This window comes from Salidesulfovibrio brasiliensis JCM 12178 (genome assembly GCF_001311825.1).
Lineage (GTDB): Bacteria > Desulfobacterota > Desulfovibrionia > Desulfovibrionales > Desulfovibrionaceae > Pseudodesulfovibrio > Pseudodesulfovibrio brasiliensis.
Window position 1 is genome coordinate 56007 of record NZ_BBCB01000002.1, and the last position, 13238, is coordinate 69244.

At 58.8% G+C, this 13238-nt stretch carries 11 protein-coding genes, 1 tRNA gene and 2 pseudogenes; 12 read left to right on the forward strand and 2 right to left on the reverse strand.

The annotated features are described in order from the left end of the window. Window positions 1–5 precede the first annotated feature (5 nt). The 8 genes and pseudogenes from purF (at window position 6) to JCM12178_RS01465 (ending at window position 7279) form a co-directional block, all read left to right on the forward strand. Window positions 6–1430: an amidophosphoribosyltransferase gene (gene purF / locus JCM12178_RS01435; protein WP_054648197.1), complete on the forward strand. Its 1425-nt coding sequence runs from the start codon at window positions 6–8 to the stop codon at window positions 1428–1430. An 8-nt stretch (window positions 1431–1438) separates the two neighbouring features. Further along, on the forward strand, window positions 1439–1594 hold the full coding sequence (locus JCM12178_RS21185; RefSeq protein ID WP_439646677.1) for a hypothetical protein: 156 nt from the start codon (window positions 1439–1441) through the stop codon (window positions 1592–1594). Next, entirely contained in the window at window positions 1576–2424 is an 849-nt protein-coding gene (locus JCM12178_RS01440; protein ID WP_439646678.1) for a KpsF/GutQ family sugar-phosphate isomerase, read from the forward strand. The genes JCM12178_RS21185 and JCM12178_RS01440 overlap by 19 nt, the downstream gene beginning before the upstream one ends. 36 nt (window positions 2425–2460) lie before the next feature. Beyond that, entirely contained in the window at window positions 2461–3027 is a 567-nt protein-coding gene (locus JCM12178_RS01445; protein ID WP_369404442.1) for a YkgJ family cysteine cluster protein, read from the forward strand. A gap of 5 nt (window positions 3028–3032) precedes the next feature. Further along, window positions 3033–5376: pseudogene (locus JCM12178_RS01450) on the forward strand (penicillin-binding protein 1A). Between the two features lie 21 nt (window positions 5377–5397). After that, complete coding sequence (locus JCM12178_RS01455) at window positions 5398–6189, forward strand: PhzF family phenazine biosynthesis protein (RefSeq protein ID WP_054648198.1); 792 nt, start codon at window positions 5398–5400, stop codon at window positions 6187–6189. After that, on the forward strand, window positions 6189–6533 hold the full coding sequence (locus JCM12178_RS01460; RefSeq protein WP_054648199.1) for a phenylpyruvate tautomerase MIF-related protein: 345 nt from the start codon (window positions 6189–6191) through the stop codon (window positions 6531–6533). The genes JCM12178_RS01455 and JCM12178_RS01460 overlap by 1 nt, the downstream gene beginning before the upstream one ends. After that, the gene (locus JCM12178_RS01465; RefSeq protein ID WP_054648200.1) at window positions 6533–7279 is read left to right on the forward strand and encodes a substrate-binding periplasmic protein; all 747 of its coding nucleotides are present in this window, start codon (window positions 6533–6535) and stop codon (window positions 7277–7279) included. The genes JCM12178_RS01460 and JCM12178_RS01465 overlap by 1 nt, the downstream gene beginning before the upstream one ends. Window positions 7280–7294: 15 nt before the next feature. Here the strand turns inward: JCM12178_RS01465 and JCM12178_RS01470 are convergent, their stop codons facing one another. Beyond that, entirely contained in the window at window positions 7295–8095 is an 801-nt protein-coding gene (locus tag JCM12178_RS01470) for a substrate-binding periplasmic protein (RefSeq protein WP_054648201.1), read from the reverse strand. 173 nt (window positions 8096–8268) lie between these two features. Further along, window positions 8269–10246: pseudogene (locus JCM12178_RS01475) on the reverse strand (peptidase U32 family protein). 23 nt (window positions 10247–10269) lie between these two features. On the opposite strand from JCM12178_RS01475, the gene JCM12178_RS01480 reads away from it, so the two are divergent. The 4 genes from JCM12178_RS01480 (at window position 10270) to JCM12178_RS01495 (ending at window position 13133) form a co-directional block, all read left to right on the forward strand. Beyond that, window positions 10270–11049 (forward strand): iron-sulfur cluster-binding protein, encoded by a 780-nt coding sequence (locus JCM12178_RS01480; protein ID WP_054648202.1) that lies wholly within the window; start codon window positions 10270–10272, stop codon window positions 11047–11049. A gap of 8 nt (window positions 11050–11057) precedes the next feature. Then, window positions 11058–11984 carry a dihydroorotate dehydrogenase gene (locus JCM12178_RS01485; RefSeq protein WP_054648203.1) on the forward strand — a complete coding sequence of 309 codons (927 nt, stop codon included), beginning with the start codon at window positions 11058–11060 and terminating at the stop codon, window positions 11982–11984. A gap of 89 nt (window positions 11985–12073) precedes the next feature. Continuing rightward, window positions 12074–12165, forward strand: a tRNA-Ser gene (locus JCM12178_RS01490). 194 nt (window positions 12166–12359) lie between these two features. Next, complete coding sequence (locus JCM12178_RS01495) at window positions 12360–13133, forward strand: substrate-binding periplasmic protein (RefSeq protein WP_054648204.1); 774 nt, start codon at window positions 12360–12362, stop codon at window positions 13131–13133. Window positions 13134–13238: the final 105 nt, after the last annotated feature.

The following is a 13238-nucleotide window of genomic DNA, read 5'->3' on the forward strand; positions in this document are numbered from 1 at the left end:
CGATCATGAAGAAAGAGTATTGTGGACTGTTCGGTATCTACGGCCATCATGAAGCCGCGCGCATGACCTACTTCGGTCTGTACGCCATGCAGCACCGGGGGCAGGAGTCCGCGGGCATCGTGACATGGGACGGCATGAAGATTCGCGAGCAGAAGGGCATGGGCCTTGTGCCCGACGTCTTCAACGAGCGGCACATCGGCAAGGAGCTCAAGGGCGACATCGCCATGGGCCACATCCGTTACTCCACCACGGGCGCCTCCCTCATTCGGAATGCTCAGCCGTTCATCGTGCGCCACGGCAACCTGCGTCTGGCCGTGGCCCACAACGGCAACCTCGTGAACACCTTTGAACTGCGCCGCGAGCTTGAGGAGCAGGGCAGCATCTTCCAGACCACCATGGACACGGAAGTGTTCGTGCACCTTATCATCAAGAACCTCAACGGTTCCGGCAGCGTTGAAGAGGCCGTCAAGAAGGCCTGCCAGAAGATCAAGGGCGCGTATTCCATGCTGGTGATGGCCAACGACAAGCTCATCGCGGTCAAGGACCCCAACGGGTTCCGGCCGCTGGCCCTCGGCAGGCTCGGCGACAAGTATGTTCTGGCCTCCGAGACCTGCGCGTTCGACCTCATTGAGGCCGAATACCTGCGCCCCATCTCTCCTGGTGAAATGGTCGTGATTCAGGACAACAAGATATCCTGTCATCAGGTCATGGAACCGGGCGCCAAAAAGCAGTGCATCTTCGAGCTCATCTACTTTGCCCGCCCCGACTCCTATGTCTTCGGCGAAGTGGTTTACGAGCGTCGCAAGGAGATGGGCAAGGTGCTGGCCCGCGAAGCTCCGGTGGACGCCGACATCGTCATGCCGTTCCCGGATTCGGGGAACTATGCGGCTGTCGGCTATTCGCAGGAATCCGGCCTGCCGCTGGAGCTGGTCATGATCCGCAACCACTACGTCGGCAGGACCTTCATCCAGCCCTCGCAGGACATGCGGGACTTCTCGGTGCGCGTGAAGCTCAACCCGGTCCGCAGCATGATTCAGGGCAAACGCATCCTGATCGTGGAAGACTCCATCGTCCGCGGGACCACAACTCGCACGAGGGTCAAAAAGCTCCGCGAACTGGGCGCACGGGAGATTCACATGCGCGTGAGCTGCCCGCCCATCAAGCACCCCTGTTTCTACGGCATCGACTTCTCGTCCAAGGGCGAGCTGCTGGCTGCAAACACGTCCGTTGACGACATTGCCCGCTATCTCGGCCTCGACTCGTTGCACTACCTGTCCATCCCCGGCCTGCTCAGCTCGGTTTCCGAAGGAGACGACTACTGTCTGGCCTGCTTTAATGGTGAGTACCCGGTCGAGGTAGGCGACAAAACCGGCAAGATGTGCCTTGAGCGTGACGGTGTAGTGCCGGGCATCATTAAGGAATTCTGCTAGGAGGGACAATGGCCGGTGTGAGCAAGTGGGTCGAGACGGCCCGGCGTGTCCTTGATACCGAGATCGACGGTCTGAAAGCCGTGCGTGACCAGCTTGACGGCGGTTTCACCAAAGCGGTGGAGGCCATGGCTCCTGCACCGGGCGAGTGGTCATCACCGGCGTAGGCAAATCCGGCCTTGTGGGCCGCAAGATTGCGGCCACGCTCTCCAGCACCGGGACCCCGGCCTTTTTCCTGCATCCCGTGGAGGGCGCGCACGGCGACATGGGTATGATTCGCGACGAGGACGTGGTGCTCGCCATCTCAAACAGCGGCAACACCGATGAAGTCAACGCCATCCTGCCCACCCTCAAGTCGCTAGGGGCGACGATCGTCTGCCTTGTGGGCAAGCAGGGGTCAAGGATGGCGGAGCTGTCCGACATCGTCATCGAAGCCCGCGTGCCTCGCGAGGCCTGCCCCATGGGACTTGCGCCAACTGCGAGCACCACCGCTCATCTGGCGGTTGGCGACGCCCTCGCCGTGAGCCTCATGGAGCACAAGTCTTTCAAGGAGAGCGATTTCCAGCGGTTTCACCCCGGCGGTTCTCTCGGGCAGCGATTGCTCATGTGCGTTGACAGCCTGATGCATACCGATGCTATGCCGGTGGTTGGTGTTGGCGTCGGCGTTGATGACGCGGTCCGTGTGCTCAACGAAGGGCGTATGGGACTTGTGGCGGTGGTCGATACCGAAGGACGCCTGGCCGGTGTTTTGTCCGACGGCGATGTCAGGCGGCTGTTCTGCGCCGGGACGCTGCAGCAGGCCGTGAGCATCGATGAGATCATGACCCGCGATCCCAAGCGCGTTCGTCCCGGTGACAGTGCTGCGGAGGTACTGGACATCATGGAGCTGAACCAGATAACAGTTCTTCCCGTGGTCGGTGAAAACGAGCGGCTTGCAGGGCTTGTTCACCTGCACGACCTGCTCGGCAAGGGCCAGCTCAGGTTTGCCAACCCGTAATCCGGACGGACCGAACTCCGCCGGAACAGGAGTTTCGTGACGGATACCAGCGGAAAAGACCCGCATGTTTGCGCCAGATGCGCCCAGCAGGGGCCTACTTGCTGCCGGTTGGAAGCCGGGCAGGAAGAGGTCTGTTTCCCTCTGTCCGTCACCGAGCAGGAGCGCATCCGCGAAGTCCTGCCTGATACCGGCGGGTTCGAACAGGAACCCAACTCCCGCGCCTTTATCAACAATGTGCGACGCCTTTTCCCGAACGAGGACGAGGCGGTGCATGAGCTTTTTCCGGTCAAGGGCACGCATGTGCGACTTGCTCTTGGCAAGGACGGCAGTTGCCGGTTTCTCGGTCCGAATGGATGTGTCATTCCCAAGGAATCGCGTCCATACTATTGCCGTCTGTATCCCTTCTGGATAACCGGAGGGGAAGTCCTCGTGTTTGATTCGCCAACCTGCCTTGCGAGGCGGGAGTGCCGGAGCATCAACTGCATGTTCCGGGTTATCGAAACCAATGCCGCCACCGTGCGCGACCTGTACGGCAGGCTGCGTCTTGCATGGGGCTGCCGCCGTCACGCGGCATGCGCCCGGTCAAGCGTACCTTCTAGATAGAGACTATGAAGATACTCAAAATACTCGGAATCGCCTTCATCTCCTGCGTTCTTCTCGGCATCATCGGTGCCGTGTTCCTCTACAACTGGGCCGCAAAGGATCTGCCGGGATTCAAGAACATCACCGACTACAATCCGCCGCTGGTGACCACGGTGTACGCCAAAGATAACGAGGTGCTCGGGTATCTCTACAAGGAGAAGCGTTTCCTTGTGACCATCGATCAGATGAGCCCCTGGGTGCCCAAGGCGTTTCTTGCCGCTGAGGATGCCTCCTTCTACCAGCATGAAGGCGTGGACCTGACCGCCATCTCCCGTGCCTTTGTCATCAACATGAAGGCCGGACGGGTGAAGCAGGGCGGCAGCACCATCACGCAGCAGATCATCAAGCGGCTGCTTTTAACAAGCGAAAAGAGTTACGAGCGAAAGCTCAAGGAGGCCATCCTCGCCTACCGTCTGGAACGGTATCTGACCAAGGATGAAATCCTGACCATCTATCTGAATGAAATCTTCCTCGGTGCGCATTCATTTGGCGTTGAGGCGGCCGCGAGAACGTATTTCGGCAAGCACGCCACTGAATTGACCATTGCCGAGTCCGCGCTTCTGGCCGGTCTGCCGCAGGCGCCGAGCCGCTACAATCCCTATCGAAACCCGGAATTGGCCAGAAGTCGCCAGCTTTACGTGCTGGAGCAGATGCTTGTACACGACTGGATCACACGCGAGCAATATGACGAGGCCGTGGCCCAGCCGCTGGAATACACAAGTATGCCCGAACCCTCGTGGGAGATCGGCCCTTATTATCTGGAAGAAGTACGCCGCTGGCTAATTGACCGCTATGGTGAGGACGTGACCTACAATGGCGGCCTGACCGTAACCACTGCCTGTGACATCAAGCACCAGAAAGCTGCGGACGCAGCACTCAAGCGCGGGCTGGAGGACTCGGCCCAGCGTCGCGGCTGGACCGGACCGCTGGATAATATCTCTCTCGGCAACGCCGGAGAGTTTTTCGAGGAAGGCCCCCAGACCCGCGAGGAACTTGAAGAGGACCAGTGGGTCAAGGCCGTGGTGACATCCGTCAAGAAGAAGGGTGCCAGTGTCCGCTTTGGAAAGCTGGACGGCTATGTGCCGCTTGCGAGCATGTGGTGGGTGCGCGAGCCGGACCCCAAAAAGTCGCATGAGCAGGTGCGCGATCCGGATGACGCCAGAAAGGTGCTCAAGAAGGGCGACGTCATCTGGACGTCGGTGCTCAAGGTACCCGAGAAGGCGTCCAAGCCGGTTGATCTCGCGCTTGAGCGAGAGCCGGAAGTGGAGGGGGCCATTGTATCCCTTGACCCGCGCACAGGCGAGGTGGTGGCGCTTTCCGGCGGCTACTCCTTTAGTCGCAGCCAGTTCAACAGGGCTACGCAGGCTCGCAGGCAATGCGGTTCGGCCTTCAAGCCCATCGTCTACTCCACGGCCATCGACAACGGATTCACCCCGGCCAGCATTGTCATGGATTCGCCCATCGTGTTTGCCAACGACGAAGAGGCAAGCTCTGGCGGCCGGAAAACTTTGAGAACACCTTCAAGGGGCCGACGCTCCTTCGCACCGCGCTGGTCAAGTCCAAGAACACCTGCACCATCCGCATCGCCCAGAAGCTCGGCATCCGTAAGATCATCAACCGTGCTCAGGCCCTCGGTCTGGAATCAGAGTTTCCTGAAGACCTGTCCGTGGCGCTCGGCTCGGCGTCCGTGAGCCTGATGAACATGGTGCAGGCCTTCAGCACGTTTGCCCGTGGAGGCTCCTATGTCGAGCCGCGCATGGTGCTGTCCGTCAAAAGCGCTTGGGGCGAGGACATGTATACCTCCAAGCCCCGCGTGGTCGACGCCATCAGCCCGCAGACCGCCTATATCATGGCCACGCTTATGAAGCAGGTCGTCAGCGACGGCACCGGTTGGCGCGCCCGGGCGCTCAAGCGACCGGTGGCGGGCAAGACCGGTACCACCAACAACGAACAGGACGCATGGTTCATGGGATACACGCCGTATCTCGTCACCGGCGTTTACGTCGCTTTGATGAAATCAAGCCCATGGGTCGTTGGGAGACCGGCTCGCGCGCGGCAAGCCCCATCTGGGTGGCCTACCGCAAGCAGGTCGAGGAGGACTATCCTTATGAGGACTTCCCCCAGCCCAAGGGCATTGTCATGGCCAAAGTGGACGGCAGCACCGGCAAGCTGGCCGGTCCCGGCTCGCGGGAGAGCTACTTCCTTCCCTTCAAGGAAGGGACTCAGCCTACCGAGATGGTCGGCTCCGGCTCCGGCGGTTCAAGTGACCCGGGCAAGGCCGGGGACGACCTGTTCAAGCAGATATTCTAACGAAACCACAAGGAGGAGCCCATGCGGCTGGACATGTTTCAGGTCGATGCCTTTGCATCGAAGCTCTTTACCGGAAACCCGGCTGCGGTGGTGCCGCTGTACGAGTGGCTCAGTGATGAACTGATGCAGGCCATTGCCATGGAGAACAATCTCGCCGAGACCGCTTTCTTCGTGAAGCGGGGAGAGTATTACGAGCTGCGCTGGTTCACTCCGGAGTATGAGATGGACCTCTGTGGTCACGCCACGCTCGCCACGGCGTATGTCCTGTATGAATACCTTGGGTACAGCGACCCGGTGGTAGTGTTCGAGACCAAGAGCGGGCGTCTTTTCGTGGAGCGCGACGAGGACGGCGGGCTTTCCATGGACTTTCCCGCCTGGCCGCCGCATGAGATGCAGGTGACGGAAAGGGTCGCCAAGGCTCTCGGTGCGCGTCCAGATGCGTTGTATGCAAACGATCGGGACATGATGGCCGTGTTTTCTTCCCGCGAGGAAATCGAGGCCCTCAAACCTGACTTCAGGCTGGTCTCCAAGCTCGACTGCATGTGCATGATCTGCACTGCGCCGGGGTTGGATTACGATTTCGTATCCCGTGTCTTCGTTCCTGAAGAGGGCATCCCCGAAGACCCCGTGACCGGCTCGGCGCACTGCGCGCTGGTACCGTACTGGGCCGATCGTCTCGGCAAGACAACGCTTCATGCCTATCAGGCTTCCCGGCGCGGTGGCGAGCTTCGCTGCGAGTTCATGGGCGACCGGGTGCGTCTTGCAGGAAAAGCCGTGAGCTATCTTATCGGAACCATACTGCTGGAGGACTGATGCCGCTTATTCGCGTCGAGACAAACATTCAGGTTGAGGAACGCCGCATACGGGAGACCGTTGGTGCCCTATCGCGTCTTGCGGCCGATCTGCTCGGCAAACCCGAAACGTACGTCATGGCCGTACTGGATCCGGGAAAAGCGTTGTGTTTCGGGGGAACCCACGAGCCAGCAGCGTTCGTGCAGCTACACAGCATCGGCCTGCCGGAGGATAAAACCCCGGATTTTTCGAGAGAAATCTGCATCTTTCTGCAAAGCGCTCTGGATATTCCTTCCGAGCGTATTTACATTGATTTTGGCGACATTCAGCGTCATCTCTTCGGCTGGGACGGGAGAACGTTCTGATGCGTGAGGCCATTGTCGGCCTTTTGGTGATGATGTGTCTGCTTGTCGCTGGGAACTCCAGTGCTCTTACCATTGTCGTTGAGGAGACTACTCCTGCCGTGTTTTACGGTCAGGACGGCCGCCTTACCGGAATCTTCGTCGATGTGATCGAGGAATTGAAGCGCAGGACTGGAGAAGACGCGAGTATTGAGGTGGTTCCTTGGGCACGGGCGTACAGAATTGCCCGGGAACAGCCCGACACCCTGTTGGCTCCCACGACACGTACCGCGGACCGCGAACACATGTTTTTCTGGTTGGGGCCGATCATCACGCAGAAGTGGGCTATTTATGGCCTTGAAGGGCGCGCCCCGCTCACTTCCATGGAAGAGGCGCGAACGCTTAGGAGTATTGGCGTGGTGCGCGGTGATGCGCGGGCGGAATTCCTGCGTGGACAAGGCTTTACGAATCTTGTGGAGGTCAAGGCCGGTGAGCTGAACGTGGTCAAGCTCAAGGCTCGCCGCATTGAAGCCATGGTCAGCAGCAACATCGGCATTGCCGGGTTCTCCTTCGTCGAAGACGTCAGCGCCAGTGGGATCGTTCCGCTGCTCACGCTCAAGGAAGTCGGCCTGTATCTGGCCTTTTCACAGGGATCCGATCCCGTGATGGTGGACAAGTGGCGCACCGCTCTGAACTCCATGCGCCGCGACGGGACGTTTCAACGCATCCACGAGAAATGGCTGCCCGGGCAGCCGCTTCCGGTTCGGTAAGCCCCGCTCGCTTCTCTAGTCAGCCGGGCGGTGAAGTCCTTTTCCCGGCGTGAATACCAGTTCATATCCCAGGATATTGGAATACTTCTCTGCAACCTTGTCGAGAAACCCGGACTCGACCATCTCCTCATACGCCGCATCAAGACGATTGAGTATTTCCTTGTCCGTTCCATTCGAGAGCATGATGTAGCTTGGAGCTTTCTTCAGCACGAGCGCCATTTCAAAGCTGTCCATCGGAAGGTTTTCGTCGGCCAGAAGTGCGGGCATTTCTATGTCGGAGCTGACGATGAGGGCGTAGCGGTTGGCATCGATCTTTCGGATGTTCAAGTCGAAACCGGTAGAGAGGTCCATGTTGACGCCCTTGCTCAGCAGGTAGTCTGTGCGCCAGTCGCCCAAAACCCCGCCCACTACAATTTGTTTGTTCGCTATGTCTTCCAGCGACTCGACATCGAGTTTTTCGCCACTTCGTTTATAGAGCGCATGCGTCCTCGAAATGACCGGCCCTATGAAATGAAAGCCGAGCTGTTCCCGCTCCTTTGTTTTTCCTGCCGTGAAGAGCATGACGTTGCCGTTTGACTTCGCATGTTCGTATGCTCGCGTCCAAGGCATGAGCGTCACCGTTCCCTCCAGTCCCGCCCTTTTGAGCATTTCCCGGACAATGTCGACGCTTGTACCGACAGGTTCGCCTTCGACATTCTCATAGTTAGCCGGTGCCTCAACATCGGTAAAGACTTTCAAATCAGGCTGGGCATGAACGTCTCTCGCATTGGTCAGCGCAATGGTCAGTGCAAAAAGAAAAACTATGCATTGTTTCATTGTGGGTCCGTGAGTCTATGATGTGAATGCGGTGTACGAAGTATGTATTAACACAAAATTTAACGAATCAGTTCTTGTTTTCAATTATTAATGGCTAATGATTTCATGGGCTGGCCCATGCTGGATTACCAAAAAAAGGGGCCGCTATTGCGACCCCTTGTGAGATGATGCTTCTAGAGAAGCTGGATTTTCCAGTTGAACGTACTGGTCCGATTCGGCTTGGGAACCGCCTTGGGCCAGAATTCGCGCATGGTCACGAACATGCGGAAGCCCGCCTTTTCCAGATTGCGCCGTTCCTCGGTCAGGTCGAGCTCCCAGCCCGGATATATCCAGTAATTCTGGCCGTGTTTGCGAATCCACGCCACCTCGTTCATGGGGCTTCTGATGGGCTCCTCTTCGCGGATGCCCTCAGCCAGTATCCGGGAGATGCCGAAAGGCCAGAGACCGCGAATGACGATACCGAGCGGCAAGGGCGACCCCTTGAGCAGGGCGTAGGTGTCCTCCCTCGGCAGTTCCGGGCTCACAAAGGCGCTCTTGAAGCCGAGGTCGGCCAGCGCGCCTAGCGCCATGCGGTTGGAGACGTTGCAGAACGGTCCGGCAATGAGTTCCACCTTGTGGTCCGTAAACAGGGCGGCCTGCCACGGGGCGTTCAGCACGAACCGGCGGCCTCCCTTGCGCACGGCCTCGCGGATGATGGAGCGCCAGCGTTTTTCCTCGTCAGGCCAGATGACGGGCGGCATCCACCATGTGATGTGTCCCGCGGACTTGGACGAGGCGTGTTGCAGCGTGCCTCGCTCCAGCCACAGGGCCGGGTCACCAAATACTTTGCCGGAAGGCGGCGAGCGAAACAGTGAGATGTCGCGGGGGCGTCCCTGCTTGTCTTTCACCTGTTTGGGATACTTGGGTTTGAACTCCGGTGCTTCGCGTTCCTCGCCCGTGGTCTCGGGCAGTTGCGAGGCAAGCTCGCGTATGAGCTTTTCAAGCTCGGGTTCGCGCCTGTCCACGAGGAAAACCTTGGCGTCGAACGGGGCGACCGGGCCTCGATGCCCTTTCTGGGGCATGATGTCGAAGCGCCCGCGTCTGGGGATGCGCTTGCGGACCTTGATGGTCCGGTGCCCTTTCTGGTCCTCGTAGCCGATGCGGATCAGGTCGCCCGGCAGGAGTTCCTCTCGCGTCTGGAAATAAAAGCGTTTGGCCTCGCGCTTGACCTGTCCCACGAATTTGCCGGAACCGGTCTCTTGCCCGGGCGCGACCGGAGTGAACGGACGCTGCGGTAGGAATACGGAGTGGCTGGTGGGGCGACCGAGCGCCAAATCAAGAAGGTCCTGCGCCATCTTTTTCTGCTGCGCATCCGGGTTGTCGCGCAGGATGGTGTAGGCCTTGGTGGTGTAATAAACGTAGTGCGGCCCCTTCTTGCGTCCTTCGATCTTCCAGGAGGCCACTTGGGGAACCGAGGTGAGCGGCTTGGTCAGCACATCGAGGCTCAGGTCCATGCAGGAGAACAGCCGGTCGGGCTTGGCCTGCTTTTCGGTGCGCCGGTAGAGCCTGCGGCAGGGCTGCACACAGCGTCCGCGCAGGCCGCTCTTGCCGCCAAGGAAGCTGGACCAGTAGCAGCGGCCAGAGACGCAGTGACAGAGCGCGCCGTGGACAAAAACTTCCAGCGACATGCCTTTGGGGCAGGCCTCGGCCATCTGCTTGATCTCGTCAAGGTTCAGTTCGCGCGGCAGCACCACACGGTCTATGCCGAGCTTTTTTGGCCGTTGCCAGCTGCGGGTTCGAGAGGTTCGCCAGTGTGGAGAGGTGCAGTTCTCCCTTGTATCCGGCTTGGCGTGCGATGGACGGCAGGGCAAGATCCTGAAAAATGAGCGCATCGGGCTTGACGTCTTTTGCTAGCCGCTTGATGAGCCTGCCTGCGGATTCCACATCTGAAGGCTTGACCAGCGTGTTCATGGCGACGTAGGTCTTGACGCCGCGTTCGCGTCCGAGGCTTGCCAGCGCGGCAAGCTCACTGGTAGAGAAGTTCTTCGCCTGCATTCGGGCCGAGAAGTGCTTCAGGCCCACGTAGACCGCGTCGGCCCCAGCCGCGACTGCGGCGAGGTATGAGTCGCGGTCACCGGCCGGAGCCAGAATTTCCGGTTTGTTTTTCGTCATGTATCTCTTCCAAGGATGGTTGAATGGCCCTCAGGAATTGTCGAAATGTCAAGGTATTGGATATCACCCCGGTGGGTGAAACGCAAAGGCCGGGCGAGTTCTTCGAGCTGCGGCTTGAGCGTCCGGACTGGGACGCGTGGAAGCCGGGCCAGTTCGTCATGATTCGTCCGGTGGACTGGCCCATGGATATCCTTTGGGGCCGTCCGTTTTCCATTTGCTCCGGCGACAGTCGGTCTGTGACCCTCTTCGTGCAGAAGGTGGGGCGCGGCACCGCGCGTCTTGCCGAGCTGAAGAAGGGCGACACCGTGGCCCTGTGGGGGCCGCTCGGCAACTCCTTTGCCGTGGAGCCGGACACGCCCACGCTCATGCTTGCCGGGGGCATCGGCATAGCTCCCTTTCGCGGCTATGTCGAGCAACATTCGCACCCTGAAAATCTTAAGCTCTTTTTCGCACACCGGATGCCGCTTGGCTGCTATCCCCATGAGGGCATTGCAGCGGTGGCGGATGTTGAGTGCATGGCCGAGGAAAAGCCCGAGGACCTGCAGGCCATCATTGCCCGCATGGGCGAGCTTGTGAACGAGTACAGGGACGGCCTGATTCTCTGCTGCGGGCCGACGCCGTTCATGAAGACCGCGCAGAGGTTCGCGCTGGAGGCCGGGGCGAGGCTGTACGTTTCGCTGGAGAACCGCATGGCCTGCGGCGTGGGCGCCTGTCTCGGTTGCGTCTGCAAGGACGGCGAGGGGCATCATGTGCAGGTTTGCACCAAGGGGCCGATCTTCCGGGCCGACAACGTGGAATTGTAGGAGGGGACATGGAAGTCAGTGATCTCAAGGTATCGTTCGGCGGCCTGTCCATGTCCAACCCGGTCATGACCGCGTCAGGCACGTTCGGCTTCGGGCTGGAGTTCGCCCCCTACGGCGATCTCTCCAGACTCGGCGGCATTGTCGCCAAAGGCATTTCCATGAAGCCCCGAGAGGGCAACCCCATGCCGCGCATAGCGGAGACGCCCTGCGGCATGCTCAACGCCATCGGCATCCAGAACCCCGGGGTCGAGGCGTTCGTCAAGCAGGCGCTTCCCGCGCTCAAGCGGCAGGACGTGGCCGTGGTTGCCAACCTCTACGCCTGTGACGCGGAGGAGTTCGGCGAACTGGCCGGAATCCTCTCGACAGAAGACGGCGTTGCGGCGCTGGAGGTGAATGTCTCCTGCCCCAATGTCAAAGAGGGCGGGGCGGCCTTCGGGCAGGACCCGGCGCAGATCGCCAAAGTCACCGAAGCCGTGAAAAAGAGGGCGGGCGGCAAGCCTGTCATGCTCAAGCTCTCGCCAAACGTGGCGGACATTGCCACCTGCGCTCGTGCTGCCGTGGAGGGTGGAGCAGACATCCTCTCGCTCATCAACACACTCATCGGCATGGGCGTGGACATCCGCAATCGTCGACCGAGGCTGGCCAACGTGGTGGGCGGCCTGTCCGGACCTGCCATCAAGCCCGTTGCGCTTCGTTGCGTGCATCAGGTCTGTCAGGCTGTGGACGTGCCGGTCATCGGCATCGGCGGTATCGCTTCGGCCGAGGATGCTCTGGAGTTCATCATGGTCGGTGCCCATGCGGTGCAGGTCGGCACGGCAAACTTCCTGCGGCCGGATTTCGCCTTCACATTGGCCGAGGATATGGCCCAACTGCTCACGGAACTATGCGTGGAGCGGCTTGAGGACTTCCGCGGTAGTCTTCAGCTTCCGCTGTAAATTCCATTTGTTGAGAAAAAATGTAATTTCTCTGCAATTTGGGGTTGCCAGCCCTTTTGAATTTGGGTAAACACCCATTCTCACGACGCGGAGAGGTGTCCGAGTCCGGCTTAAGGAGCACGCCTGGAAAGCGTGTGTCCCTTTACGGGGACCGGAGGTTCAAATCCTCTCCTCTCCGCCACGACACCAATAAGGCCCACCGAATTATCGGTGGGTCTTTTTTTGTTATTTGACATGCAGGGCAAGGGCAGGAGGCGGTTTCTGATTCGGGATAACGCTGACAAGTGTTGAGTAAACGTTTGTTTTACGAACCAATATTGAGTTCATCTATGTATCCTGTTATCCTTGTTGGGAAACATCTTTTATGAGGTAGGTATGAAAGGCTTCTTGAGGTCGTTGTTCTGCGTGGTTGGAAGCGCGGCTGTCTATCTTTTTATGGTTCAGTCCTGCTTTGCCAATGAGGTTATCGTTATTAACTCCAGCTACTCGGTGCCGTTATCTTCGGCAAAGAGCGACGGTTTTTTCGATCTTGTGTTAAAAGAGGCTTTTGGGGGAATCGGGGAGGTTGTGGATATTCAGCTTCGCCCCGCTGAACGCTCATTGCGGGATGCCAATGAAGGACTGGCCGATGGGGATGTCGGCAGGGTCGAAGGTATTGATCTCGTATTTCCGAACTTGGTTCGTGTTCCCGAGCCAGTCCTTGATGAACGTTCGTTCGTTGCCTTTTGCCTGAAAGGGCGTGTTCAGGGGAATATCTCCTGGAATGAACTTCATAAGTACAGAGTTGGTTATGTGCATGGCTGGAAGATTTTTGACCTGAATACGAATACTGCCAAGGAGCGAACCTCGGTCGTTAACACAGAGCATTTGTTCGAGATTCTGAAGGCCGGAAGGATTGACATAGCCCTTAGTGCCCGCCTTGACGGGCTTGCTATGGCAAGTCGGCTCGGCATTAACGATATTGAAGTTCTTGAGCCGCCGCTTGCGGTGAAAAAGATGTATCTGTACCTCAACAGCAAGCACAGCGAATTGGTCGAGCCCTTGGCGGCGTCGTTGAAAAAAATGAAGAAGAATGGTCGTTATGATGCGTTGATGCGGACAGTGGAGAAACGGTATTTTTCTCTTAAAGGCGGCCATGGCGTTGATTGAACCGGTTACTAACGCCTTTTTTGTAACGTCCCGCTCGATCCAAGTCTTTTCCCTTAATCAGACTCTGCGGGCTTGACACTTGGCCCGTCTGGTGCGTAAGAAACA

Bases quoted from the DNA above. Each gene is read 5' to 3' on its own strand.
- purF (WP_054648197.1), top strand. From the start codon at position 6: ATGAAGAAAGAGTATTGTGGACTGTTCGGTATCTACGGCCATCATGAA.
- JCM12178_RS21185 (WP_439646677.1), top strand. From the start codon at position 1,439: ATGGCCGGTGTGAGCAAGTGGGTCGAGACGGCCCGGCGTGTCCTTGAT.
- JCM12178_RS01455 (WP_054648198.1), top strand. From the start codon at position 5,398: ATGCGGCTGGACATGTTTCAGGTCGATGCCTTTGCATCGAAGCTCTTT.
- JCM12178_RS01460 (WP_054648199.1), top strand. From the start codon at position 6,189: ATGCCGCTTATTCGCGTCGAGACAAACATTCAGGTTGAGGAACGCCGC.
- JCM12178_RS01465 (WP_054648200.1), top strand. From the start codon at position 6,533: ATGCGTGAGGCCATTGTCGGCCTTTTGGTGATGATGTGTCTGCTTGTC.
- JCM12178_RS01470 (WP_054648201.1), bottom strand. From the start codon at position 8,095: ATGAAACAATGCATAGTTTTTCTTTTTGCACTGACCATTGCGCTGACC.
- JCM12178_RS01480 (WP_054648202.1), top strand. From the start codon at position 10,270: ATGGCCCTCAGGAATTGTCGAAATGTCAAGGTATTGGATATCACCCCG.
- JCM12178_RS01485 (WP_054648203.1), top strand. From the start codon at position 11,058: ATGGAAGTCAGTGATCTCAAGGTATCGTTCGGCGGCCTGTCCATGTCC.
- JCM12178_RS01495 (WP_054648204.1), top strand. From the start codon at position 12,360: ATGAAAGGCTTCTTGAGGTCGTTGTTCTGCGTGGTTGGAAGCGCGGCT.